At 42.2% G+C, this 25,657-nt stretch carries 22 protein-coding genes and 1 tRNA gene; 5 read left to right on the plus strand and 18 right to left on the minus strand.

Going from position 1 to position 25,657, the window contains the following annotated elements:
- Window positions 1-7 precede the first annotated feature (7 nt).
- The 15 genes from MTF66_RS18130 to MTF66_RS18200 all read right to left on the minus strand — a co-directional run bounded on the left by MTF66_RS18130 (window position 8) and on the right by MTF66_RS18200 (window position 17,115).
- A complete protein-coding gene (locus tag MTF66_RS18130; RefSeq protein ID WP_248527743.1) occupies window positions 8-277 on the minus strand; it encodes a K+/H+ antiporter subunit F in 270 nt (89 codons plus the stop codon).
- Complete coding sequence (locus tag MTF66_RS18135; RefSeq protein WP_054553165.1) at window positions 271-807, minus strand: Na+/H+ antiporter subunit E; 537 nt, start codon at window positions 805-807, stop codon at window positions 271-273. Before MTF66_RS18135 ends, MTF66_RS18130 begins: the two co-directional genes overlap by 7 nt.
- On the minus strand, window positions 807-2,324 hold the full coding sequence (locus tag MTF66_RS18140) for a monovalent cation/H+ antiporter subunit D (protein WP_248527745.1): 1,518 nt from the start codon (window positions 2,322-2,324) through the stop codon (window positions 807-809). Before MTF66_RS18140 ends, MTF66_RS18135 begins: the two co-directional genes overlap by 1 nt.
- Window positions 2,321-2,665, minus strand: a complete 345-nt coding sequence (locus tag MTF66_RS18145; protein WP_054553167.1) for a Na+/H+ antiporter subunit C — start codon at window positions 2,663-2,665, stop codon at window positions 2,321-2,323. Before MTF66_RS18145 ends, MTF66_RS18140 begins: the two co-directional genes overlap by 4 nt.
- Window positions 2,665-5,457, minus strand: a complete 2,793-nt coding sequence (locus tag MTF66_RS18150; protein ID WP_062566854.1) for a monovalent cation/H+ antiporter subunit A — start codon at window positions 5,455-5,457, stop codon at window positions 2,665-2,667. The genes MTF66_RS18145 and MTF66_RS18150 overlap by 1 nt, the downstream gene beginning before the upstream one ends.
- Window positions 5,458-5,668: 211 nt before the next feature.
- Complete coding sequence (locus tag MTF66_RS18155; protein WP_248527747.1) at window positions 5,669-6,871, minus strand: hypothetical protein; 1,203 nt, start codon at window positions 6,869-6,871, stop codon at window positions 5,669-5,671.
- The gene (gene nlpI, locus MTF66_RS18160; RefSeq protein WP_248527749.1) at window positions 6,855-7,733 is read right to left on the minus strand and encodes a lipoprotein NlpI; all 879 of its coding nucleotides are present in this window, start codon (window positions 7,731-7,733) and stop codon (window positions 6,855-6,857) included. The genes MTF66_RS18155 and nlpI overlap by 17 nt, the downstream gene beginning before the upstream one ends.
- A 128-nt stretch (window positions 7,734-7,861) precedes the next feature.
- On the minus strand, window positions 7,862-9,991 hold the full coding sequence (pnp, locus tag MTF66_RS18165) for a polyribonucleotide nucleotidyltransferase (protein WP_054562096.1): 2,130 nt from the start codon (window positions 9,989-9,991) through the stop codon (window positions 7,862-7,864).
- 242 nt (window positions 9,992-10,233) lie between these two features.
- Window positions 10,234-10,503 carry a 30S ribosomal protein S15 gene (gene rpsO / locus MTF66_RS18170; RefSeq protein ID WP_054553172.1) on the minus strand — a complete coding sequence of 90 codons (270 nt, stop codon included), beginning with the start codon at window positions 10,501-10,503 and terminating at the stop codon, window positions 10,234-10,236.
- A gap of 110 nt (window positions 10,504-10,613) precedes the next feature.
- Entirely contained in the window at window positions 10,614-11,558 is a 945-nt protein-coding gene (gene truB / locus MTF66_RS18175) for a tRNA pseudouridine(55) synthase TruB (RefSeq protein WP_054553173.1), read from the minus strand.
- Window positions 11,558-11,962: a 30S ribosome-binding factor RbfA gene (gene rbfA / locus MTF66_RS18180; RefSeq protein WP_054553174.1), complete on the minus strand. Its 405-nt coding sequence runs from the start codon at window positions 11,960-11,962 to the stop codon at window positions 11,558-11,560. Before rbfA ends, truB begins: the two co-directional genes overlap by 1 nt.
- A 110-nt stretch (window positions 11,963-12,072) precedes the next feature.
- Entirely contained in the window at window positions 12,073-14,730 is a 2,658-nt protein-coding gene (gene infB, locus MTF66_RS18185; protein WP_248527750.1) for a translation initiation factor IF-2, read from the minus strand.
- A 25-nt stretch (window positions 14,731-14,755) separates the two neighbouring features.
- Window positions 14,756-16,255 carry a transcription termination factor NusA gene (gene nusA, locus MTF66_RS18190; RefSeq protein WP_248527752.1) on the minus strand — a complete coding sequence of 500 codons (1,500 nt, stop codon included), beginning with the start codon at window positions 16,253-16,255 and terminating at the stop codon, window positions 14,756-14,758.
- Between the two features lie 38 nt (window positions 16,256-16,293).
- Window positions 16,294-16,749, minus strand: coding sequence for a ribosome maturation factor RimP (rimP, locus tag MTF66_RS18195; RefSeq protein ID WP_054562099.1), 456 nt, complete (start codon window positions 16,747-16,749; stop codon window positions 16,294-16,296).
- A gap of 289 nt (window positions 16,750-17,038) precedes the next feature.
- Window positions 17,039-17,115 (minus strand) — tRNA-Met (locus MTF66_RS18200).
- 243 nt (window positions 17,116-17,358) lie between these two features.
- Here MTF66_RS18200 and MTF66_RS18205 point away from each other — a divergent pair.
- Complete coding sequence (locus MTF66_RS18205) at window positions 17,359-17,820, plus strand: hypothetical protein (RefSeq protein ID WP_248527754.1); 462 nt, start codon at window positions 17,359-17,361, stop codon at window positions 17,818-17,820.
- Here the strand turns inward: MTF66_RS18205 and MTF66_RS18210 are convergent.
- The gene (locus MTF66_RS18210) at window positions 17,815-18,588 is read right to left on the minus strand and encodes a DUF4124 domain-containing protein (protein WP_248527756.1); all 774 of its coding nucleotides are present in this window, start codon (window positions 18,586-18,588) and stop codon (window positions 17,815-17,817) included. The genes MTF66_RS18205 and MTF66_RS18210 overlap by 6 nt on opposite strands.
- 128 nt (window positions 18,589-18,716) lie before the next feature.
- Between MTF66_RS18210 and MTF66_RS18215 the strand changes: the two genes are divergently transcribed.
- A complete protein-coding gene (locus MTF66_RS18215) occupies window positions 18,717-20,267 on the plus strand; it encodes a cryptochrome/photolyase family protein (RefSeq protein ID WP_248527757.1) in 1,551 nt (516 codons plus the stop codon).
- A 63-nt stretch (window positions 20,268-20,330) separates the two neighbouring features.
- Here MTF66_RS18215 and MTF66_RS18220 read toward each other — a convergent pair whose 3' ends face one another.
- Window positions 20,331-20,777, minus strand: coding sequence for an Hsp20 family protein (locus tag MTF66_RS18220; protein ID WP_058586322.1), 447 nt, complete (start codon window positions 20,775-20,777; stop codon window positions 20,331-20,333).
- Window positions 20,778-21,106: 329 nt separating this feature from the next.
- Here MTF66_RS18220 and MTF66_RS18225 point away from each other — a divergent pair, with 329 nt between their 5' ends.
- The 3 genes from MTF66_RS18225 to MTF66_RS18235 all read left to right on the plus strand — a co-directional run bounded on the left by MTF66_RS18225 (window position 21,107) and on the right by MTF66_RS18235 (window position 23,900).
- A complete protein-coding gene (locus MTF66_RS18225; protein ID WP_248527758.1) occupies window positions 21,107-21,565 on the plus strand; it encodes a TlpA disulfide reductase family protein in 459 nt (152 codons plus the stop codon).
- A gap of 118 nt (window positions 21,566-21,683) precedes the next feature.
- Complete coding sequence (locus MTF66_RS18230) at window positions 21,684-21,947, plus strand: GrxA family glutaredoxin (RefSeq protein WP_054553185.1); 264 nt, start codon at window positions 21,684-21,686, stop codon at window positions 21,945-21,947.
- A 147-nt stretch (window positions 21,948-22,094) separates the two neighbouring features.
- Window positions 22,095-23,900, plus strand: a complete 1,806-nt coding sequence (locus tag MTF66_RS18235) for a DEAD/DEAH box helicase (protein WP_054562104.1) — start codon at window positions 22,095-22,097, stop codon at window positions 23,898-23,900.
- 150 nt (window positions 23,901-24,050) lie between these two features.
- Here MTF66_RS18235 and MTF66_RS18240 read toward each other — a convergent pair whose 3' ends face one another.
- A complete protein-coding gene (locus MTF66_RS18240) occupies window positions 24,051-25,610 on the minus strand; it encodes an AbgT family transporter (RefSeq protein WP_248527759.1) in 1,560 nt (519 codons plus the stop codon).
- Window positions 25,611-25,657: the final 47 nt, after the last annotated feature.

The raw sequence follows: 25,657 nt of genomic DNA on the forward strand, positions 1-25,657 counted from the left end.
TGCTACCTTATTCAATAATATCGCCACGTAGCAGGTATTTACATACCGCTACAGTACTCACAAAGCCAAGCATGGCGATTAATAATGCGGCTTCAAAATATAAATCGGTGCCCATGCTCATGCCATACAGAATAATTAAAGCAATGGTATTTATGAACATAGTATCTAAAGCCAATATACGATCAGGTACCGACGGCCCAGCAATTAAACGCCATAGGTTTAACAATAACGATATGGCGATCATTGCAAAAACAATTAGAAAAACGGTATCTAGCATCGAAAAATCTCCTTAAGCGGTGCTTCGTAGCGCTGCTTAATAGTATTAATTAACGCTTGTTCATCAGCTAAATCAAGTACATGAATCAATAAGTAGCGCTGCTGAATTTCTTCGCCCTCTTCGAGTGACTCAGGAATAGGATAAACCTCTGCGCTCACTGTACCTGGTGTTAAAGATACTGTGCTTGCCAATATAGTGATTGGCATTTCATGGCTTAAATCCAATGGTACTTTGATAAAACCTGGGCGTAACTTTTTCGTTGGTCCAAGGATCAACAGAGCAACTTGTAAGTTAGCAGTCACAATATCGTACAGCACTAACAATAAGTGCCTAAACGCAAGACCTGGCCTTACAATAAGAGGCTGTGGATCACGAAATGGGAATGTGATCCACGGAATAGTAATAGCAAAAAATGCAGCTAAAAACAGATGTCCTGGCGACACACTGTTATTTAACAACAGCCATACAATGAATAATAAAACACTGCGAAATGGTGTTGGCAACCAACGAAAGCGAGCTTCTAAACGCATTATTGGCCTCCTTGTAATACAGCGTTGATGCTAGTATTGATATCAAACAACTGCTCTGACGTTGCTAACATATAGTCTGAAATAGGTCCTGCAAATACAACCATTAATGGTGAACACGCAAGTAATGCAACTACAGCTATCACTTTAACAGGGTGTGCTTTGGTGCCTTCAATTGCTTCACTGTCTTTATGGGTGTGATCCCAAAATAAGCTGGTACCGGCTCGTGAAACCGCCACTAATAACGCTAAACTCGAAACTAGATATATTGGCCAAAACAACATGGCTTTTTCGCTATCTAGCGTGCTCTTTAAAATCCATACCTTGCCGACAAAGCCAGATAACGGTGGCATACCCACAACAGCAAGCGCAGCCACTACAAAACAAGTACCAAGTAAATATGGCTGTGCAACGGCGCGCCCTGCAACTAACCGGTCAGCAACTTTACCGCGCTGTTGAGCAATTAAATCAGCAATTAAAAACAGTGCTGCGCAAATGATGGTTGAATGCACTAAGTAGTAAAGTAATGCAGCTGTTGCAGAGATATTTTGAATCGCAACCAATGCCACTAAAGTACCTACAGATACAACAACCAGATTCGCAATAAGCTTTCTAAAATCTTGACTTGCTAACACACCAATACCACCCATCACTATGGTCGCAAGTGCTAAGCCCCATAACCAAGGCTGTGCCATATGAGCAAGCTCACCAGCATTATCACCAAATATTACGGTATACACGCGCAACATGGCATACACACCGACCTTGGTCATAATCGCGAATAATGCAGCAACTAATGGCATTGCACTGGCGTAGGTATTCGGTAGCCATAAATGTAACGGTAATAACGCGCCTTTTAACGCAAAAACCACGATTAACAGCAGGCCACCAATTTTGGCAAGGTAAACATCATCGCCCGTCAGCTGTGGTACTTTTTGCGCTAAATCAGCAATGTTCAATGTGCCTAGCACACCATAAAGTACACCCAGCGCAATTAAGAATACGCTTGAACCAATCAGGTTTAAAATGACGTACTGCAGTGCAGCACGAGTGCTTTGTTTGTTGCCGGCATGCATCAATAATGAATACGAAGCAATCAATAGCACTTCAAAAAATACAAACAGGTTAAATACATCGCCAGTTAAAAAGGCGCCATTTACGCCTAACACTAAAAAGTGCACTAACGGATGGAAAAAGCTCCCTTTTTTATCATCACCAGCACAGCTATAAAGCACTACGACCGCACCAAGGAAACTGGTAAGTAGCACCAGTAGCGTTGCTAGCCTATCGGCAACCAGCACAATACCAAATGGTGCAGACCAATCACCAATTGCATAAACAAGCGGTGCAGTACTATTTACGTGAAATAATAAATAAACGCTGACCAATAGTGTGACAATCGACAAAATAACCGACGAAACACGACGAATATGTAAGTTTTTACCACATGGCGGCATGAGTAAAATAACCCCTGCCAACATCGGAATTAAAATCGGTAAAGAAGCTAAATGCTGAATCATTTTTGCTCCTTCGATGACTTAACAAGATGGCCATCAACATGGTCATTACCCAAGTCAGCACGACCACGAATCGCTAAAATAACCACAAAAGCAGTCATCGCAAAGCCAATTACAATGGCTGTTAAAACCAGCGCTTGAGGGAGTGGATCGGCATACTCACTGCCTGTACCAAGTACAGCAGCTTTGTTAATAGTTAAACGACCTGAAGAGAATAAAAACAGGTTAACTGCATACGACAACATAGTCAGGCCGAGTACCACTGGGAAGGTACGAGCCCGCAATATTAAGTAAATTCCGCATGCAACCAGCACGCCGACGCATGATGCGTACAATACTTCCATTAAATATTTACCTCTTGCTTGGGTGTATCAGCAGTTAATTTACCTAAACTTGCTAAAATCATCAGCGTTGCACCTACAACAGTTAAATACACACCTAAATCAAATACGATAGCACTAGCAAGTTCTGTCTTGCCGACTAGCGGAATATCAAAATAATCAAACCAGGTTGTTAGGAATGGACGTTCGAAAAACCAACTTCCAAGACCTGTAAACAATGCAATAGCAATACCTGACGCAATAATCTTACGATAATTCACGTCAAATCTGTCTGCAATCCAGTGCGAACCATTAGCCATATATTGCAAGATAAATGCAATCGCGGTAACCAGTCCTGCAATAAAGCCACCACCTGGTAAGTTATGACCACGTAAGAAAATATACGCAGACACAAGTAATGCTAGTGGTAACAAGCTTTGTGAAATACTCGACAGTAGAATTGGGTAACGCTCTCTTGCCCATGGGCGCCCTTCACTATCACTTGCTGGCATAAACAGCGGCAAGTTAATAAGAAGCTTATAAATACCTAATGCAGCAATACCTAGTACGGTAATTTCACCTAAGGTATCAAAACCCCTAAAGTCAACGAGGATTACGTTTACAACGTTAGTACCACCACCGCCAGTTTTTGCATTGGCAACAAAGAAGTCAGAAATTGACTCAAGTGGTCTTGTCAGAAGCGCATAACAAATACTCGCCACAACCACACCAATTGCCGATGAGATACCTAGGTCACGCAGAATACGCAGTGAGCTTGATTCTTTCGGAGTACGCTGTGGTAAAAAGAACAGTGCAAGCATCAGTAGCATTACGGTAACAACTTCAACCGTTAACTGAGTCAGCGCTAAATCTGGCGCCGAGAATCGAGTAAATGCAACAGATACCATCAGGCCTACGATTGAAATCATAATCAAAGATATCATTCGTGAGCGGTGCCAAATAACCGTTGCCAGCGCACCAATTATTAGTAAGCCAGCACCAATAGCATTATGGAAATCGATTGGCGTTAACTCGCTTGCTCCTGCTAACTGGCGCATTTCAAATAAAGGCCAGCCCGCACACATAAGCACCACAGCAATCATTACAAAGGCATAGCGCTGTAACGAGCCATTTTCGATTCGTTTAATCTTTTCTTGTGACCATTTAATTAAGCTATATAAGCCACGCTCAAAGCCTTTTTTAGCATTTAAAGTTGGCAATGACGCTTGGAAGTGGAACAGGTGCTTACGCTGCACATAAATCATCACACCCACGCTTGTTGCAATAAAGCTCATTAACAGAGGTAAGTTAAAGCCATGCCATACAGATAGCTTATAATCTGGGGCTGCATCGCCAAGCACTGCATAAGACGCCGAAGCTAAAATATCACTTACCGCAAAGTGCGGGAACATACCAACGAGTAAACACAGCACAACCAAAATTTCGATTGGTACACGCATATAGCGTGGTGGCTCATGGGGCTGTTTTGGCAAATCGATTGGGTCGCCATTGAAAAACACGTCGTGAATAAAGCGTGCTGAATACGCGACAGAGAGTGCACCAGCAATAGTCGCTAACACTGGAATTAACCACGACATAGAACCAAGTACTTGCTGGTGTAGCGTTTCGGCAAAGAACATTTCTTTCGACAAGAAACCATTTAACAGTGGCACGCCCGCCATAGCTGCAGCTGCCACCATAGCAAGTGTGGCGGTATACGGCATAAATCGCCACATACCATTAAGTTTACGCATATCACGGGTGCCAGTTTCATGGTCAATGATACCCGTTGCCATAAATAACGACGCTTTAAACGTTGCGTGGTTAATAATGTGGAAGATAGCAGCCACTGTAGCAAGCTCAGTGTCTAAACCAAGCAGTAAGGTAATTAAACCTAAATGGCTGATTGTTGAATACGCCAGTAAGCCTTTTAAATCATGCTTAAATAACGCGATATAAGCGCCAACCAATAAAGTCGCCAAACCCGTCATTGCCACTAAGATAAACCATGTATCTGTACCTGAAAGCGCAGGATAAAAACGCGCTAATAAAAAGATACCTGCTTTAACCATGGTTGCAGAGTGTAGGTAGGCACTGACTGGTGTAGGTGCCGCCATCGCATGTGGTAACCAAAAATGAAATGGAAATTGTGCAGATTTAGTAAATGCACCTAAAAGCACTAATACAAGCGCAGCCTCATAAAGTGCATGAGATTGAATAAGCGCTTTGCTTGCTAAAATAACATCAAGATTATAGCTACCAACAATATCACCAATTAGTAATAAACCTGCTAGTAACGCAAGACCGCCGGCACCAGTAATAGCTAGTGCCATACGTGCGCCTTTGCGAGCTTCTGACTTATGCCACCAATAGCTAATCAATAAGAACGAGCTAATACTGGTGAGCTCCCAGAAAAACCATAGCTGGATCACATTATTCGACATCACGATGCCGACCATTGCGGTCATAAAGAGCATTAAATAGCAGTATAGCTTTGGCATTGAGTCGCTACTACTTAAGTAATAACGCGCATAAAAAATCACCAGGGTACCGATACCCAAGATCATATATAGAAAAAGTAACGTTAAACCATCAAGTCGAAACGAGACTTGCATGTTTAAAAGAGGGATCCACTCAGCAGTGTAGCGAATTGTTTCACCAGAAAAGACTGCAGGGGTATACGAAAATACAATTCCAAGGGCAATCAAAGGCGCTAACATGGTCAAAGCAGTGCTTTGGTTACGTGTTAGTTTTGAAGTGCAGGATGAAATAACACTGCCGATTAAGGATAACAGGGGTATCCAGAGCAAAGTCATAATTAGGAGCCTTTTAGTGTCATAAGAATATCAATACCGCTCTAGTTTTAATTAGTTGCGTACTGTTCATTTGGATGGTTAAAAGTTGGCTTCAAAAAAAGCTTACAATGCGTATAGTTATACTGATCAGGTGCTATTTTGTCTATAGGAGACACACCTATTCGCACAACATTTAACCACTTCGCATACTAAAATAGCAATAAATAGACGATTAGTCAGAAAATTTCTGCTCTTTGGAAGCTGTTGTAAACACTGGCTTTAAGCCTAAAAAGGCAAAATATTCAGAAAACCGAATCGGCTTTGTTAAGGGCTGGTTAATTTGTTTTTGCCAAAGCTCACGGTATTGCTCAGACAGGCTCATAGTTTGGTACTGCATAATCGACCAATTAGGGCTTGGTTTATAGGCTAACTGATTGCTACAAGCGATACTTTTTTGCCAGCCTTTTGGTGGGGAAACCTTATTTGCAATAAACAGATTTGGCGCAACCAGCCCCTGTTGCTTACACAGCCACTGTTGTTTTTGCTCTGCTAAAACATACTCATCTTCAAAGCCATTGAAATGCATTAGCTCATGTAAAAATACCGCATAAGATTGCGATGAATTGATATGCATAATCCCGCCAAGCACATTAGCAGCCCCTTGCTTTGACATCATCACAATAAAGTCAAAACCTTCAGGCCAGGGATGCGCTGCCGCATTTTGCCAGTTACACTTAAGCGCCCCACTACTATCATCACAACTAAACTTATCAGCAACATAAACAACGTCAGTAAAACAAAAGCTGCCTTTTGCAGGCTCAGGCGCTTTACTGTATTGCTGCTTATACTGCTTTAAAGTATCAATGCCCTTGTAATGATCTGTCATCATTAAAATATTAAATTGGCACTGACTGCTTGCTTGTACACTTGATGTTGATAAGGCTAATTGCTGTTGCTGCGCATAAGCTGGGTCAATTTGAGCTGGCGGCATTTGTTGCTGCAACAGCCAAGCTTGCTTGGCATTTCCCTCTGGTAACTTGCCAGCTTTACCTAGGTAACTTATATCGAGCCACTGGTTTGCTCTGACTAGCTGCTCCGCTAAGGTTTGTTGCTGAGCTAAATTGAATTTAGCAAAGTAAGGCTGCCACCATAACTTTGCTGCAGTGTAATTTTGTTGCTGCAAAAATCTGAGCGCAAGCTGATACGCCGCATTACTATCATTAAGCGTTGCTAACTGACGAAGCTGTGAGTTACTCAGCACTAAATGCTGCAAATTAATGGCGCTGGGTGCCAAATGATAGATAGCTGTTGCTTGTGAAGGAGTAGTATTTGCGTAATAAGCGTAAGCGGGAATAAAACGAGACACTGAGCTTGGTACGAAACCCAAGCTCAGTAATAGAATAGCAGTAAAAGAAACCTTAGCTTGCGTTTTCACCAGCCATTAACTCAAGCTCTAAGCGGGCATATTTGTATTCAACAAACTCATGCACATTGGTGGCAAGGGCAAGTCTAAAGTAATCGGCAGCAAGATAGTTATCACCCGCCGCTTGATGCATCTTCGCTAGGTAGAAATAAGCTTCGCATAAGCGATGCGCATACTCTTGCTCTGAAGTTACACCTTCAATAATGCCAGATAAAAACTCAAACTCACTGATGTCACCTAAATAAAGTGCCAACAGTTGGTAACCCCATTGAGACTCATCAACACCCTGCGAGTTAGCTTGTAAATCAATTAAAGCCTGCGCTTTATCAGCTTCTGATTGAGCTAAATAAAGCCATAGCACACGGTAAGGGTCGCTCGGTGAACGATTTAAAAACTGCTGTAAATCATCTTGTGCAAGTGATGGACGGTCACCATAGTAAAGGGCAATACCACGATTTAAATAGGCATACTCATGTTGCTCGTTAAGCTCAAGTGCCGAATCAAAGAACTCATAAGCTTGTTCATACTGCTGCATTAGTGTGTGATGAATGCCTAAGAAGTTATACACCTCTGCTAGGTCTGGTTTAAGCTTAATCGCACGGTTAAAGTCAATACGCGCCAAGGTCGACATACCTAAGCTGTCAAATAATACACCGCGATCGTAATAAAGTTTGGCTTGTTGCTCGGCACTTAAATCAGCACGATTTAGTAGTTCAGAATATCGAGCAATCGTAATTTCGTTTCGAAAATCAGGCGCTAATGGTGCGGTAAAAGGCACATTAACAATAGGGACTGACTCAGGTTGTGAAGTTGTTTGACATGCACTTAAAGAAAAAATAGCCACAGCGGTCAATGCTAAGTGTTTAAAAATCATTAAATTCCTTAATACCTGAATTCTCTGTAGACAAAGGCGAAGCGGATAGGTTTCATTAAAGCATAAAAAAAGGGGCTAAACAGCCCCTTTTTCTTATATCCAGCAAATAACTGGTTATTCAATCATCATTAAGCGTCTTTAGACTCTTCTGCTTTTTCTTCAGCAGCTGGTTCCATTGCTTCTTTGATGCTTAGACGTACACGACCTTGGCGATCTACTTCAAGAACTTTAACTTTAACTTCTTGGCCTTCGCTTAGGTGGTCAGTTACGTTGTTAACACGCTCTGTGCTGATTTGTGAAATGTGCACTAGACCGTCTTTACCCGGAAGGATATTAACGAACGCACCAAAATCAACGATACGTACAACTTTACCAGTGTAGATAGTACCTACTTCTAGTTCAGCAGTTAGTTGCTCGATACGCTTGATTGCATCGTTTGCGCTGATGCCGTCAGTCGCAGCGATCTTGATTGTACCATCATCTTCGATTTCGATCGTTGTGCCAGTTTCTTCAGTAAGTTGACGGATAGTTGCGCCACCTTTACCGATAACTTCAGCAATTTTCTTCGCAGGGATTTGCATTGTGTAGATGCGTGGTGCGAATTGAGATAACTCTTCAGAAGGTGCTGCAATCGCTTCGTCCATAACACCTAAGATGTGTAGACGTGCTGCTTTCGCTTGTTTAAGAGCGATTTGCATGATTTCTTTAGTGATACCTTCGATCTTGATATCCATTTGTAGTGCAGTGATACCGTTTGAAGTACCCGCTACTTTAAAGTCCATGTCACCTAAGTGATCTTCATCACCTAAGATATCTGAAAGAACAACGAAATCGTCGCCTTCTTTAACTAGACCCATCGCGATACCAGCAACAGATGCTTTGATTGGTACACCTGCGTTCATAAGTGCTAGTGACGTACCACATACTGATGCCATAGACGATGAACCGTTTGATTCAGTGATTTCTGAAACAACACGGATTGAGTATGGGAAGTCAGTAAGTGTAGGTAGTACCGCAGCAATACCACGCTTAGCTAGGTTACCGTGACCAATTTCACGACGCTTAGGAGAGCCTACAAAACCTGTTTCACCTACGCAGAACGGAGGGAAGTTGTAGTGAAGCATGAAGTGATGCTTGTTAGTACCTGTTAAGTCGTCGATTAACTGTGAATCACGCTCAGTACCAAGCGTTGCAGTTACAAGTGCTTGCGTCTCACCACGCGTGAAGATTGCAGAGCCGTGAGTACGTGGTAAAACACCTGTCATTACGTCTAGTGCACGAACCATATCTGGTTCACGACCATCGATACGTTTTTCACCAGCGATGATACGGCCACGAACGATTTCTTTTTCTAAAGAACCGAATAGTTTGCCAACTTCTTGCGTATCTAGCTCTTCGCCTTCAGCAAGTTCAGCTGTTAATGTAGCAACAACTTCTTCTTTCGCTGCACCTAGTGCTTCTTTACGCGCTACTTTGTCAGTGATGCGGTATGCTTCACCTACTTTATCAGCAGCAATTGCAGAGATTTTCTCAGCAAGTGTTACGTTTTTCTCTGGTGCAGTCCAATCCCAAGCAGGTTTACCAGCTTCAGCTTTGAACTCGTTGATTGCGTTGATGATAGCTTGAGATTGCTCATGACCATAAACAACCGCACCTAACATTACGTCTTCAGATAGTGTTTCAGCTTCTGATTCAACCATAAGTACTGCGTTATCAGTACCAGCAACAACTAGGTCTAATTGGCTTTCTTCAAGCTCAGCTAGTGTTGGGTTAAGTACGTATTCACCGTTGATGAAACCAACACGTGATGCACCGATAGGACCATTGAATGGAATACCAGAGATAGCAAGTGCTGCTGAAGTACCAATCATAGCAACCATGTCAGGTTGGATTTCTGGGTTAACAGAAACAACTGTCGCGATTACTTGCACTTCGTTTACGAAACCGTCTGGGAAAAGTGGACGGATTGGGCGGTCGATTAGACGAGCGATAAGTGTTTCGCCATCGTTAGGACGACCTTCACGCTTAAGGAAACCACCAGGGATACGACCCGCAGCGTACATACGCTCTTGGTAGTTAACTGTTAGTGGGAAGAAGTCTTGACCAGGTTGTGCATCACGCTTACCAACAACAGTAACTAATACTGAAGTATCGCCAATGCTTGCTAGTACTGCGCCGTCAGCTTGACGAGCGATAGCACCTGTTTCTAGGGTCACTGTGTGTTGACCTAGTTGAAATTCTTTAATAATTGCTTGCACTTAAAAATGTCCTTTAAATGTAAAAGCAACTCAGAGCTGTGCTCCGAATTGGTAAAAAATAGTCCATCAAAGTACCAATTACAGTACTTAATTGTGCTTATGAAAACACGATTAAGTACTACAATTGGCAATGATGTTTTTTGATATCTAAGCAGTATCCACTACCTAGGTGTGCGCTAGTATACCTTTCATGCGCGCACAAAAAAAGGGGCTAAATAGCCCCTTTTCTCGTAATCTAGTTCTTAGCGACGTAGGCCAAGCTCTTGGATTAACGCAGTGTAACGTGCAATGTCTTTACCTTTAAGGTAGTCAAGCAGTTTACGGCGTTGGCTTACTTTGCGAAGAAGACCACGACGTGAGTGGAAGTCGTGCTTGTGGCTAGCAAAGTGACCTTGAAGCTTGTTGATATCGAAAGTTAGAAGTGCAACTTGTACTTCAGGTGAACCAGTGTCGCCTTCAGCGCGTGCAAATTTAGCGATGATTTCAACTTTTTCTTGATTGCTTAGTGACATAGTAACTCCAAAAATTAATTTAAATTGTGTTTTAGCCGATCACTAATTCAGCCAAAACGATTGAGCGGGGCGTATTCTACCCAGCTTTGCTAATAACTACAAGGTAATCTTTACTCAGGCAGTTGATTTGATAAGCCACGCTTTGATTTTAAGTGACCGTCTTTATGACGCTCACCGGTGCCAATGAACACTCCATCAGCCATTACCTTTACCACACCATCTGGTACAGGCTTGCCAATCACGACTGTTTGACCATGACTAAATGCCACGCCCTGCTCTTGAGTAATCTCAATTACAGGTAAATCAACCAAAGCAGTATCCATTGGCAATAGTAGCTCATCTAGGTAGCTTGAAGGCGCAACATCGTCTGCTTTTGCTTGCTGTAGCTTTTCTTCAAGTTGCTCAAGAGTGACCATTTTTTCACTTGGATAATGGCCAACTGCACTGCGATGTAACATGATGACATGCGCACCACAGCCAAGCTTTTCACCTAAGTCGTCAACAATAGTACGTATATAAGTGCCTTTAGACACATGTGCCGTCATTTGTACTTCATTATTAGCTTCATCAAACTCATCAAGCGTTAAACTAAATACATTAATTTTTCGACACTTACGCGGCACTTCGATACCTTCGCGAGCATATTTATACAAAGGCTGACCTTGGTATTTAAGCGCAGAGTACATCGAAGGGTATTGATCCGACTCACCTAAGAAACTGGCAATTTGCTCAGCTAATTGTTCACGGGTGACCGATACATCGCGCGTTTCAACCACTTCACCATCTGAATCAGAGGTCGTGGTTCGCTCACCAAGTTTGGCGCGTACAACATAGGTTTTGTCAGTATCAAGCAAGAACTGGGTAAACTTAGTCGCTTCACCAAAACAAATAGGCAGCATACCCGTCGCGAGCGGATCAAGCGCACCGGTGTGGCCTGCTTTTTGAGCAAAGTAAATTCCCTTTGCTTGCTGCAATGCTTTGTTTGATGAAATACCTTGCGGCTTATTAAGTAATAAGATGCCGTCAATAGCACGACCTTTACTGCGTCTAGCCATTAGTCTTTAGTGCCTTCTTCGCTGTCATCTTCGTCTACATGCTTGGCATTGTCTTCACGAATAACTGAGTCAACCAAGTTTGAAATACGCATACCTTCCATAAGCGAGTTATCGATCACAAAACGTAACTCAGGCATGATGCGCGCACGAATACGTTTACCTAATAAAGAACGAATATAACCCGTTGCTTCATTTAAGATTTTAGCGCTTTGCTTGGCTTTATCTTCATCATCAGTATTAAACACTGTGATAAATACTTTTGCGTAAGATAAGTCGCGAGATACCTCAACCGCAGACACTGTCACCATGCCTAAGCGTGGATCTTTGATTTCGCGTTGCAGAATAACAGCAATCTCTTTTTGAATTTGCTGTGCAACACGATCAGTGCGAGAAAATTCTCTCATTTCATTTCACTCTAAAATAATAACTTATTGATGTTAAAGAATAAGTTAATTTAATTACGAATACACAAATGGGGGCTAGGCCCCCATTTAAAGCAATAACTTAAACGAAATTAAAGTGAACGTTGTACTTCAACCGTCTCGAATACCTCGATTTGGTCGCCAACTTTAACATCGTTGTAGTTCTTAACGCCGATACCACATTCCATACCGTTACGTACTTCTTGAACGTCATCTTTAAAGCGACGTAGTGACTCAAGTTCACCTTCATAGATAACCACGTTATCACGAAGTACACGGATAGGCGCGCTACGCTTAACGATACCTTCAGTAACCATACAACCTGCGATTGCACCAATCTTAGGTGACTTGAACACGTCACGAACTTCAGCAAGACCAATGATCTCTTGCTTGAATTCTGGTGCAAGCATACCTGACATCGCTTGTTTAACTTCTTCAATCAGGCTGTAGATTACACTGTAGTAACGTAAGTCTAGGTTTTCTGACTCAATTACTTTACGAGCTGATGCATCAGCACGTACGTTAAAGCCAACAACGATTGCGTTTGACGCCGCTGCAAGAGTTGCATCAGTTTCAGTGATACCACCTACACCTGAACCAACAATCTTCACTTTAACTTCATCAGTAGAAAGCTTAGTTAATGAATCAGCGATTGCTTCAATTGAACCTTGTACGTCAGCTTTAAGAACGATGTTAACTTCTGATACATCGCCTTCAGCCATGTTCGTAAACATGTTTTCAAGCTTCGCTTTTTGTTGACGAGCAAGCTTCACTTCACGGAACTTACCTTGACGGTAAAGTGCTACTTCACGCGCTTTACGCTCATCTTTAACTACTGTTGCTTCATCACCAGCAGCAGGGATACCAGATAGACCTAAAATCTCAACTGGGATAGATGGACCCGCAGACTTGATGTCTTTACCGTTCTCATCTTTCATCGCACGTACACGGCCATATTCAAGACCACAAAGTACGATATCACCTTGGTTAAGCGTACCAGACTGAACTAGGATTGACGCAACTGGACCACGACCTTTATCTAGACGCGATTCAATTACAACACCTGCAGCCATACCTTCAGCTGGCGCAGTTAGCTCAAGTAGCTCAGCTTGCATTAATACCGCTTCAAGTAGGTCATCAATACCTAAACCAGTTTTCGCAGAGATGTGTACAAACTGTGTTTCACCACCCCACTCTTCTGGGATAACGTCTAATTGTGCTAGCTCGTTCTTAACGCGATCTGGGTCGATGCCTTCTTTATCCATTTTGTTTACTGCGATGATTAAAGGAACGCCTGCAGCACGCGCGTGCTGAACCGCTTCTTTAGTCTGTGGCATTACACCATCATCCGCAGCAACTACTAGGATTACGATATCCGTTGCTTTAGCACCACGTGCACGCATTGATGTAAACGCGGCGTGGCCTGGAGTATCTAAGAAAGTAATCATGTTGCCATTCGTTTCAACGTGGTATGCACCAATGTGCTGAGTAATACCACCGGCCTCACCAGAAGCAACTTTTGCTGAACGAATGTAGTCAAGTGTTGACGTTTTACCGTGGTCAACGTGACCCATTACTGTTACAACCGGTGCACGAGGAATAGCTGTACCTTCTTCGCTACGGTCGTTTAGAACTTTCTCTTCTAATTCGTTTTCTTTAACGATAATAACCTTGTGACCCATTTCTTCAGCAACAAGCTGCGCTGTTTCTTGGTCAATCACTTGGTTGATGGTAACCATGTCACCCATCTTCATCATCGTTTTAACAACTTCAGCACCTTTAACTGCCATGCGTGATGCAAGCTCAGCAACAGTGATTGTTTCACTGATACGAACTTCGTTTTTCACGTCAGCCGTTGGTTTTTGGAAACCATGTTGTAAAGACGTTGGTGCTTTAAGCTTGCCTTTCTTACCTTTAGGACCGGCAGCGTGTTTATCTTTTTGAGGTCCTTTTTTCTTTTTCTTACGACGAGCGCTATTCTCTTCACGTGCATCAGATTCATCTTCTGCTTCACGTGCGTAAGTTGAAGTCGTAAGGTGGTGATCAGCGTTTTCTTCACGCTGCTTACGCTCTTCTTCTTCCTTTTTCCAGCGAGCTTCATTTTCTTCAGCTAGCTTTCTTGCCTCTTCTGCTTGACGTTTCGCTTCTTCTTCAGCTTTTCTCAATGCGGCCTCTTCTGCTTCTTTTTGCAGACGCTCAGCTTCGGCGCGATCTTGTTCAGACTTAGCACTTTGCTCTGGGGTCATCTGCTTCTGTTTCGCTTTACGCTCAGCTTCAGCTTTACGTTTAGCCTCTTCTTTGGCTTTACGCTCAGCTTCTTCTTTCGCTTTGCGCTCTGCCTCTTGTTTCGCTTTAAGCTCCTCAGCTTCTTGCTGGGCTTTAAGCTCTGCTGCTTTACGTGCAGCTTCTTCTGCAGCTAAACGCTCTTCTTCTTGCTGTTGCTCAATGGCGCTTTTCTTAACGTAAGTACGTGTTTTACGTACTTCAACTTGCACAGACTTCGCTTTACCTGTAGAGCCAGTTACGCTTAGCGTACTTTTGCTTTTACGTTGCAAAGTCATGCGAGCTGGGCCTTCTGAGCCCGTGCCGCCGTGCTGCTTGCTCAAGTGATCTAATAACGTCGACTTTTCAGACTCAGTTACCATATCACCTGCTTTTTTAGAAATACCGGCTTGTTCTAGCTGCTGTAGTAATTTATCAACAGTTGTACCAATATCTCCGGCTAGTTTTTCAACATTTACTTCTGCCATAGTGTGTAATACCTCCGTTAATAAATTACTCGTCTGCGAACCAACAAATGTTACGCGCAGCCATAATTAGCTTGCCAGCTTCTTCTTCTGAAAGTTCAGTGATGTCTACTAACTCATCAATGCCTTGCTCAGCTAAGTCTTCTAGTGTTATTACACCTTTACTTGCCATAACAAATGCAAGGTGACGCTCTAAGCCTTCAAGCGCTAGTAGGTCTTCTGCAGGTTCTGCACCTTCTAGGCTTTCTTCAGTTTTAAGCGCTTTCGTTGTTAATGCGTCTTTTGCACGTGAACGTAAGATATCAACTGTTTCTTCATCTAAACCGTCGATTTCTAGGAATTCTGATGCTGGTACGTAAGCCACTTCTTCAAGTGTAGAGAAACCTTCGTTGATAAGTAATGTTGCAAACTCATCATCTATATCTAGGTACTCAGTGAATAAGTTGATTAGCTTATCTGATTCCGCTTCGTTCTTTTCACGCATGTCATCAACTGTCATTACGTTTAATTCCCAACCAGTTAACTGGCTAGCAAGACGAACGTTTTGACCATTACGACCGATTGCTTGTGCTAGGTTATCAGCTTCAACAGCGATATCCATTGAATGTGTATCTTCATCCATTACGATTGACGCAACTTCTGCTGGCGCCATTGCATTGATAACGAATTGCGCTGGGTTGTCATCGTAAAGAACGATATCAACACGCTCACCACCAAGCTCAGTTGAAACTGCTTGTACACGTGCACCACGCATACCAACACACGCACCTACTGGGTCGATACGTTTGTCGTTAGATTTTACCGCGATTTTTGCACGAGAACCTGGATCACGTGCAGCTGCACGTAGTTCAATCATCTCTTCGCCAATCTCTGGCACCTCAATGCGGAAAAGTTCCATTAGCATTTCTGGCTTAGAACGCGTTACAAATAACTGCGCGCCACGTGCTTCTGGCTTAACTTCGTAAAGAAGACCACGGATACGGTCACCTGGACGGAAGTTTTCACGCGGTAACATATCATCACGGTAGATAACCGCTTCAGCATTGTTACCAAGGTCAAGTACGATTGCATCACGGGTTGCTTTTTTAACAACACCTGTTACTAATTCGCCTTGTTGATCTTTGTATTCTTCAACCACCAATGCACGCTCAGCTTCACGTACTTTTTGTACGATAACTTGCTTAGCCATTTGTGTTGTAATACGGTCAAACTTGATTGACTCAATTTGTTCTTCAACGTAATCACCTAATTGTAGGCTTTCGTCTTCAACCTGTGCCGCTTCAAGTGTGATTTCGCTGTAAGGATTTTCTAAAGAACCATCTTCAAGAACTTCAGCAATCTTCCAACGACGGAATGTGTCGTAATCACCTGTTTTACGGTCGATTGATACGCGAACTTCGATTTCGCCATCGTGTTTTTTCTTTGTTGCAGTCGCTAATGCGAACTCTAACGCTTCAAAAATCTTTTCTTTTGGAACCGCTTTCTCATTGGAGACGGCTTCAGCAACCAATAATATTTCTTTTGCCATGGGTTATGCCTCGCTTGCCCTATTCCTTCGCACTCGAATTAAAACTTTGCGATGATGTTCGCACGTTCAATGTTACTAAGCATAATCATATGCTCAGCGCCATCTGCTGAAAGTGTGATCATATCACTGCTAACTGATACTAAATCGCCTTTAAAGTTACGACGACCATCTTGCGGAAGCTTTGTACGCACGCGTACTTCTTCTCCTTGCGCCTTCTCGTAGTGATCTTGTTTGAATAATGGACGATCAACACCAGGAGACGAAACTTCCAAATCATATTCATTTGTAATTGGGTCTTCGACGTCTAAAATTGCGCTAACTTGACGACTAACGTCGGCACAATTGTCAACCGTAATCCCTGCATCGTGATCGATATAAACACGTAATGTAGAGTGGCGACCAGCTTGCACAAACTCAAGACCATGTAACTCAAAGCCTAACATTTCAACGGCCGGTGAGAGCATGGCTACTAAATCTTGCTCAAGTTTTGTCACGAAAATCCTCCATACAAACAAAAAAAGGGCATATAGCCCTGAAATACTGAGTTTAATAATGATTTAAAATCACCGCCAAGCAGATACAACAACGCCCCGAACCAAGCGGGGCGTCACACCTAAAGCATAAAACTGTGTGGCCTAGGGCCAAGCTTGGTTGCGAGTCAGTCACCTGACTAAATTAAACTAGATAGCCTAAACGCAAAACGCGCATTACCAGAATGCGCGACTTCATACAGTAAAAATTACTGTGCATACTAAGTACAATTACAATGCCTTAGCATGTATTTGGTTGCGGGAGCCGGATTTGAACCGACGACCTTCGGGTTATGAGCCCGACGAGCTACCAGGCTGCTCCATCCCGCGCCAATAGATATTAAAAGTAACTTAATATCATTTAATCGAGTGCTAAACACCTCAATTCAATGGCGGCTATTATAAGCATGTAGCGCTCAATTAGCAACCTTCCTACATGAATTAGTTAGACTATTTTTTGCCTAAAAATTTTATGACAACCTTGTCATAAAATTTCCCATAATCGAAAATTCTCGTCTATATTTAGTCATATAATAAGAACAACCTATAGCTTTGGCTATTAAGCGATTTACTATGAGTCTATCTTCATTTCAAAAAAGACTGTTACTACAAGATATTGAATTGCTAAAACCGGATTTTCATCAGTTTACAAGCGCATATCATCGCAGTCTTAGTGCTCGTCAATTAACCATGACAGTGCCTGAGCAAGAAAGCATAACTAAGCGCAGCTATATTCTTTACTGTGCGCTCAACAAAGTAGTAAGTCACCTCGATGACTTACAGCAAGTCACGCCGTTTATTCATTATTTAGCGAATAATCTGAGCTTTTTAAACGTGTCATTTGAGGATATCGATATCCTTTGCGAAGCCTTTATTGATACTCGCAAGTCGTATATTCATCACATTAGTACGCAATTACATCAAGCTTGGCTGCAAGCTACGAGAATATTTGCCAACATCGTAAAAAGTTACTTGTTTGCTTATTCAAATGTGGTGTCGTTTAGCGCCTATTGCCCAGCACGCTTAAGCTCATAGCTTGGTCAATTCGCTGTTGAGCCTATCTATTTGCTTTTGTTCAATGGCGATTAAGGTGTTAAAACGACTCGTTAAAGCTGTCATTTTGTCAGCTAATGCGTTATCGCTATTCGCATCAGCTAAATTACGAGGGCGGCTACTTAGTTGTTGCTCAAGCTCTGACATTTGCATGTTTAACTCACTTTGATAGGTATCAATTTTATTTTCATGCTCTGAAATTTTACGCATAATTTGTTTTGAGCGAATAAAACTAGCAACCTCATTATTAGCAACCGTATTTGCAGATGAAGTTAAAGTGTATTTTTCAGCCGTGAGTCTATCAATACTGCGCTGCTCACTGTCGATAAGCACGCCGTAACGCTCAGATACTGCGGTCATTTGTTTGGCGATTGCAGCTTGTTTTTTAGCCCCCACCAAGTTACGTAGCTGAGCATCTGATTGCTCAGATAAAGCCACTATTTCCCTGTCCATTTTGAGCTTGAATGTATCAATTTTATTGTTATGTTCTGCTATTTGCGCATCAATTTGCTTTAAACGAATATAACGATCAACCTCAGCGGTATCTTTACCAACTGATGCTTGTGCAGCATTATCTGACGCGCCCGAAAGGTGTGGATTTTGTTCTTTAATGGTAATCAACTTTGCATCTTTGCCACAGGGCTGTTGGCTAAATTCAGCAACACCGTTTTTCTCACAGTGATAAACAGTGCTGTGGGCCAAAGGGCAAACTAACAGGCTTATAAATAGTAAATGTAAGTTAATTTTCATCTCGACCCTTCCTTAGTAATGACTCATTAAAAATGCCACTAATGTACCTTTTATAGACTATATTTATCGATCTATCTTTGTGATTGCTTCGTAGTTACCTAGATTACTTGCTGCAAAGGCTATTAGAAGTGCAATACACCACCTTAAGATTTATTTTTGGCGATCAACTTAATGCAAGCCACAGCTGGTTTAAAGAAAAATCACAACCAGACACGCTTTATGTCATCGCCGAATTAAAACAAGAAACCAACTACGTAAAGCACCACCTGCAAAAAGTGGTCGCCTTCTTTGCTGCAATGGAAAACTTTGCTAATGCACTGACAAAAGCGAATTTAAACTGCCTGCATCTGACACTCGATGACACACAAGATGATGACTCACTACCAGAGCTACTGACCCGGTTAGCTAAACATTATCAATGCCAGAATATTGAGTACCAATATCCAGACGAATACCGCCTTAAAAAGCAACTTGCAGACTTTTCACAGCAGAGCGAATTTAATGTCAATGCAGTTGATTCGGAACACTTTCTACTACCTTTTAATGATATTGACCAGCACTTTAAGCCAAATAAGCCGGTAAAAATGGAGTTTTTTTATCGTGCAATGCGCAAACGTTTTAATATTTTAATGGACGATGATAATCAACCTCGTGGGGGCAAATGGAATTTTGATCAGCAAAATAGAAACAAGTTAAAACCGAACGATCTTAAAGAAATCCCAGAACCTTTGTGTTTTGGTCACGATGTTAGCCACATCCTTAAACGAATAGAAAAGCACAAAGTAAGCACCTTCGGTGAATGCAGCGAAACGTTAATTTGGCCAACCACTCGCGCTGAAGCAAAGCAGTTACTCGATTTTTTTTGCGACCATTTACTGGTTCATTTTGGTCAGTTTCAAGACGCCATGACATGCCAGTCTCAATACCAATGGTCTTTATATCACAGCCGTTTATCGTTTGCCCTTAATACTAAAATGCTGCACCCGATGCAGGTCATCGAGCAAGTGTTAACTAGCTTTGATAAGCAAACTATTGATATTGCACAAGTTGAAGGTTTTATTCGGCAAGTTCTCGGTTGGCGCGAGTATGTACGTGGTATTTACTGGCAAAATATGCCTGATTACGCCAGCAAAAATGCCTTAAATGCAAAGCGCCCCCTACCCGACTATTTTTGGCATGGCAAAACAGACATGAATTGTATGCACCATGCCATTACACAAAGCCTGCAGACAGCTTATGCACACCACATACAACGTTTGATGATCACGGGTAACTTTTGCTTATTAACCGCTATTGAGCCAAGTGAAGTAGATGAATGGTATTTAGGTATTTATATCGACGCCATAGAATGGGTAGAAATACCCAACACTCGGGGAATGAGCCAATTTGCTGACGGGGGATTAATTGCCACTAAGCCCTATGCAGCCAGTGGAAATTACATCAACAAAATGAGTGATTACTGCAAACATTGTAGCTACAACATTAAAGAAAAAGCCACTGAGGATGCTTGCCCATTCAACAGCCTATATTGGCATTTTATGTTAGAGCACGAACAACAGCTATCACAAAACCCACGTATCGGTATGATTTATAACAACTGGTATAAACAGGATGAATCTGTACAGCAAGCCACTCTCAAACGTGCTAACTGGTGCTTGGATAATTTAGAAAAGCTTTAACAACAAAAAAGCCGCCTCAAATGAGGCGGCAAAACTAACTAGGGGAAACAATGCTGTTGGGTATTACTGGTTTTCGAGTAATTTACCGTTACCGATTTCAATTTTACGTGGTTTTAAAGCTTCTGGAATTTCACGCTCTAAATCGATGCTTAGTAAGCCATTTTCAAGGTCAGCGCCAAGCACTTTAACGTGGTCACCTAATTGGAACTTACGCTCAAAGTTACGCTCTGCAATGCCTTGGTGAATGAACTTACGTTCAGCATTATCTTGTTTATCAGCTTTAGTACCGCTGACTTTCAATGTGTTGTTTTCTGACTCAATGGTCAATTCACTGTCACTAAAACCTGCTACAGCCATAGTGATACGATACTTGTCTTTATCGAGTGCTTCGATGTTGTACGGAGGAAAACTTGGCTGCTTGTCAGTGCGAGCTGCCGCATCCATTAATGATGCTAAATGATCGAAACCGATGAATGAACGATAAAGTGGTGATAAGTCTACTGTACGCATAATTATATCCTCATATTTAAGCGATATTTTGTTAGTACTCTTCTATTGAACCAGTGCTAACAAAGTTAAATTAATACTATATATTTCAATTACTTTAGTTTGTTTGGGACCCATCAGGCGTCCTCACTAAACTATTTATGGGCGGGTAAAATCTTTTCAAGATTTTTAGCAAAAAAAATTGCAAATTTTTTAAATTAAATGAAATTTCAACCCCCTCAAACTGGTCTGAATAAGTTGATTTTAAAGGGCTAACAACGTACAAAATAATAATGAAAAAAAATCCAACTTTTTTAAAAAAATTTATCAGTGTGCTAAAAAATGTCGTGTTAATGGCAGTCGTTGTGTATGCCGTGACCGCATTTCAGCAACGTAATTTACTCTCAACTGATAAAACTCCTGCCCCCTATTTTAATTTAGCCACGCTAAAAGACCCGACAGAGCGGATGACCATTGCACAATTACAAGGAAAGCAAACAGTGGTGTATTTCTTTGCGCCTTGGTGCTCAATTTGTCGTTACAGTATGCCAAATTTAGAAAAGGCTCATCAGCAAGGTAAGTTAAATGCCATAGCAATTGCCCTCGATTACCAAAATATTGCTGAAGTTAAACAGTTTACTGATTCACTCGAATTAACAATGCCGGTGTTACTAGGCAGTAAAAGTACAGGCCAAGATTATAAAATCAGTGCCTACCCAACTTATTATGTTATTGATGAGCAGTTGGCAATTACTGCGCATTCTATGGGTTACTCAACAGAACTTGGCCTCAGGATGCGCACACTTGATTAGCTCAATCGCTTTTAGTGAGAAAAAACAGAACAGTGCAATCGATTTTATGCGCTGTTTTTATTCATTTAATTCGTTAAGATGATAACCAGATAAACACATTCACATCGAGGAGAGCGATATGTTAACTGTAATTTTTGGCCGTGAAGGCTGCCCATACTGTGTTCGTGCAAAAGACGTTGCTGAAAAACTAGCAAATGAGCGTGACGATTTTAAATACCGTTATATCGACATCATTAAAGAAGGCATCAGCAAAGCAGATTTAGAACAGTCTGCAGGCAAACCTTGCCCAACTGTACCACAGATTTTTATTGACCAAGCCCACATTGGTGGCTTCACTGAATTCGAAGCATACGCTAAAGAAAATTTAGGGTTATATCAATAAATTGTAAACGTGGTTGATTTTGGTAATTTTAAACTGATTAAATTATGACCAACATCAACCACATACAAATTAGTTGTAATTTATACAAGCAATTGCATTGTATTTCCTATACAATGCGCGCCTCTTTAAATTCGTTGAGGCGTATTAATGTCAGAACCAGTCACGTTTGAATCTCTAAATCTTTCTCCTGCAATCCTTAAAGCAGTTGAAGAGTTGGGTTACAAGACTCCATCTGAAATCCAAGCTCAATGTATACCGTTATTGCTAGAAAGAAAGGACGTACTGGGACTAGCGCAAACGGGTACAGGTAAAACAGCAGCATTTGCACTGCCGTTACTAAATAATATTGACCCGTCTGTGAAGCAGCCACAGATCCTTGTTTTAACGCCTACGCGTGAACTTGCGATCCAAGTAGCTGAGGCATTCGAACAATATGCTAAGCATACTCGTGGTGTTGAAGTTTTAGCCCTTTATGGTGGCCAAAGCTATAGCATCCAACTAAGTGCACTTCGTCGTGGCGCGCAAATCATTGTTGCAACGCCAGGTCGCTTAATTGACCACATTAACCGTGGCACAATCAAGTTTGAGAGCTTACAAGCCCTTGTTCTTGATGAAGCAGACGAAATGTTACGCATGGGCTTCATTGATGATGTAGAAAGCATCATGGAGAAAACGCCACGTGAAAAGCAAACATGTCTTTTCTCTGCGACCATGCCTAAGCAAATTCAAAATATCAGCAGCAAGTACATGAATGAGCCTGAGCAAGTTCATATTTCTGCGCGTAACTCAACTGTATCAACAGTTGAGCAAGTATTTTGGAATGCACACGTACACAAAAACAAAGCAATCGTTCGCTTCTTAGAAGCTGAACAATACGATGGTGCAATTGTTTTCGTACGTACACGTAACGACACGGTACAGTTAGCTGAATTACTTGAGCGCGAAGGTTTCTCTGCGGCACCACTTAATGGTGACATGAACCAACAAGCACGTGAACGCACAGTAGATCGTTTGAAAAACGGCCTAGTTGATATCGTTATTGCAACAGACGTTGCTGCACGTGGTCTTGATGTAGATCGTTTAAGCTTAGTAATTAACTACGATATTCCACAAGATTCAGAAGCCTACGTTCACCGTATTGGCCGTACTGGTCGTGCGGGTCGTCAAGGTAAAGCGATTCTTTTCGTAAAACATAACGAGCGTTATTTACTTAAAAATATCATTCGTCATACGAAATCTGATATCGCACAAGTTGATTTACCAACAGCTAAAGTTGTTGAAGAAAAGCGTATTAAAGCGCTTCAAGACAAGCTTACAATTGCTCTTGAAAACAAAGACATCACTTTCTTTAATCAAGTTGCTGCTAACATGGCAGAGAAACTTGAGCTAAGTACTGAAGATTTAGCAGGTGCATTACTTTGTTTAGCGCAGCAACAATCACCAATCAAGGTTGAAGAAGTTAAAGTTCAACCACGTGGCGAACGGAATGAGCGTCGTCGCAATGAACGTGGTGATCGTGGCGACCGCCAAGGACGCGAGCGTAAACCTCGTGAGCCGCGTGAGCGCAACAGCCGTAACATGGGTCCTATGGATACTTACCGTATCGAAGTAGGTCGTGAGCACGGTGTACAAGTTAAAAATATCGTTGGTGCGATTGCTAACGAAGCTGATATCTCAAGCAAGTTCATTGGTGATATTCGCTTACATGACAATCACAGTACGGTACAGTTACCACAGAACATGCCAAAAGATGTGCTTGATCACTTCCAAAAGGTATTTATCTGTAAACGTCCGATGAATATGACGCTAACGCAAGACCAAGGTCCTGCGGCTCCTCGCTCTGAGCGCCCAAGTGGTGATCGTGGTGATAAGAAGCGTAACTTCAAAGACCGTGGTGAAAAACGTGGTGGCCCTCGTAAAGAGCGTCGTCCTGTGAGCTTCACTGCGAACTAATCGAAGCTTAAGCTTTAAGCAATAAAAAACCTTGTCATGAGAGTGACAAGGTTTTTTTGTGTTTGTAGTAAAGCTGTCAGCCGTCAGCTATCAGACTTCAGTTTTTTTAAAGCCTCACGCTGGAATGCTGAGGCTTTGTTACTCTAATCCTTATGAGCCGATGGCTGGGTATGCGTAGCTTGATTGAAGACCTAGTGGAATGCCTAAGCCCCAGTACGCAAGTAAGAAGATACTCCAACCGATTAAGAAGGCGATTGAGTACGGTAACATCATCGCAATTAAGGTGCCGATACCGGTGCCTTTTACATACTTTTGACAGTACACAACAACCAGTGGGAAGTATGGCATCAATGGCGTGATGATATTCGAGCTTGAGTCACCTACACGGTACGCAGCTTGCGTCAAATCAGGTGAAATACCCAGTTGCATCAGCATTGGAACAAAGATTGGCCCTAATAGCGCCCATTTTGCTGAGCTTGAGCCAACAAATAGGTTCACGAACGCCGTTAAGAAGATAATACCTACTACAGTGACTGAACTTGGCAGAGCCATTGCTTTTAATAGTTGTGCACCTTCAATTGCAAGTAATGCACCTAGGTTTGATTTACTAAATGCAGCAATAAATAACGCACAGAAGAACGCCATAACAATATAGTAAGCCATACCACTCATCGCTTTACTCATTGCATCGATCATATCTTTAGAGCTTTTGAAGGTACCCACGGCAAAACCGTAGACGGCACCAGGGATCCAAAACAGTAAGAAGATAAGTGGCACAATTGATTGCATTAACGGTGAGCGGAAATTAGTTAACGAGCCATCACTGCTTCGCATTGCTGAGTCGGCTGGCGCTGATACAAACCATAGTAGAGCAAGGCCTGCAATCATCACTGTGCTTGCAATATAGAACGCACGTTTTTCATCACTGCGCGCTTCATCAAAGGCAGGTAGGTCTTCGGTATCACCATCAAGTGGCGTATTCTGTAAACGCGGCTCGATGATTTTATCTGTGATATACCAGCCTAATAAGATAATAAATAAGCTCGAAGCTGAGGTGAAAAACCAGTTATTAAGCGGGTTAATCGCCATATCTGGGTTAATAATTTGCGCGGCACTTTGGGTAAAGCTTTGCAGTAACGGATCAATCCCTGACGGAATAAAGTTTGCGCTAAAGCCTCCACTTACCCCAGCAAACGCAGCTGCAATACCTGCAAGGGGATGACGCCCCATCGCATAGAAAATAACCCCAGCAAGTGGGATCACTAATACGTAACCGGCATCAGTTGCGGTATGACTGACAATCGCCACTAAAATAATAGACGGTGTTAAAAGCTGCTTAGGCGTTACTTTTAACATTAATTTAAGGCCGGTATTGATAAAGCCAGAATGCTCAGCAACACCAACACCTAACATAGCAACCAGCACTACACCTAGAGGCGCAAAGCCAGTGAAGGTTTTCACCATCGAAGATAAGAAGGTGGCAAGGGAGTCCCCTGCTAATAGGTTATTTATAACGATGGCTTCGCCTGTGCGCGGGTCGATTGCATCAAATGTAGTGCCCGAGAAAAGCCAAGATAAAAACCAAATAAGTAGCATAGCGACTAAAAAGATAATCGCTGGATCAGGTAGCTTGTTACCTACCCTTTCTATGGTATTTAGAAAACGTGCGATTGCACCACTTGGTGCCTGCACATCATTATTGTTATTCATTTTCAAATTCCCTGGAAAAATATCTCGTTAACCTTAACGTATCTAAC

The sequence above is a fragment of the Pseudoalteromonas sp. 2CM39R genome, from assembly GCF_023161845.1.

Bases quoted from the DNA above. Each gene is read 5' to 3' on its own strand.
- MTF66_RS18130 (WP_248527743.1), bottom strand. From the start codon at position 277: ATGCTAGATACCGTTTTTCTAATTGTTTTTGCAATGATCGCCATATCG.
- MTF66_RS18205 (WP_248527754.1), top strand. From the start codon at position 17,359: ATGAGTCTATCTTCATTTCAAAAAAGACTGTTACTACAAGATATTGAA.
- rpsO (WP_054553172.1), bottom strand. From the start codon at position 10,503: ATGTCACTAAGCAATCAAGAAAAAGTTGAAATCATCGCTAAATTTGCA.
- nusA (WP_248527752.1), bottom strand. From the start codon at position 16,255: ATGGCAAAAGAAATATTATTGGTTGCTGAAGCCGTCTCCAATGAGAAA.
- MTF66_RS18140 (WP_248527745.1), bottom strand. From the start codon at position 2,324: ATGATTCAGCATTTAGCTTCTTTACCGATTTTAATTCCGATGTTGGCA.
- MTF66_RS18150 (WP_062566854.1), bottom strand. From the start codon at position 5,457: ATGACTTTGCTCTGGATACCCCTGTTATCCTTAATCGGCAGTGTTATT.
- MTF66_RS18135 (WP_054553165.1), bottom strand. From the start codon at position 807: ATGCGTTTAGAAGCTCGCTTTCGTTGGTTGCCAACACCATTTCGCAGT.
- MTF66_RS18230 (WP_054553185.1), top strand. From the start codon at position 21,684: ATGTTAACTGTAATTTTTGGCCGTGAAGGCTGCCCATACTGTGTTCGT.
- nlpI (WP_248527749.1), bottom strand. From the start codon at position 7,733: ATGATTTTTAAACACTTAGCATTGACCGCTGTGGCTATTTTTTCTTTA.
- MTF66_RS18235 (WP_054562104.1), top strand. From the start codon at position 22,095: ATGTCAGAACCAGTCACGTTTGAATCTCTAAATCTTTCTCCTGCAATC.
- MTF66_RS18225 (WP_248527758.1), top strand. From the start codon at position 21,107: ATGGCAGTCGTTGTGTATGCCGTGACCGCATTTCAGCAACGTAATTTA.
- MTF66_RS18240 (WP_248527759.1), bottom strand. From the start codon at position 25,610: ATGAATAACAATAATGATGTGCAGGCACCAAGTGGTGCAATCGCACGT.
- truB (WP_054553173.1), bottom strand. From the start codon at position 11,558: ATGGCTAGACGCAGTAAAGGTCGTGCTATTGACGGCATCTTATTACTT.
- rbfA (WP_054553174.1), bottom strand. From the start codon at position 11,962: ATGAGAGAATTTTCTCGCACTGATCGTGTTGCACAGCAAATTCAAAAA.
- infB (WP_248527750.1), bottom strand. From the start codon at position 14,730: ATGGCAGAAGTAAATGTTGAAAAACTAGCCGGAGATATTGGTACAACT.
- MTF66_RS18210 (WP_248527756.1), bottom strand. From the start codon at position 18,588: ATGAAAATTAACTTACATTTACTATTTATAAGCCTGTTAGTTTGCCCT.
- MTF66_RS18220 (WP_058586322.1), bottom strand. From the start codon at position 20,777: ATGCGTACAGTAGACTTATCACCACTTTATCGTTCATTCATCGGTTTC.
- MTF66_RS18145 (WP_054553167.1), bottom strand. From the start codon at position 2,665: ATGGAAGTATTGTACGCATCATGCGTCGGCGTGCTGGTTGCATGCGGA.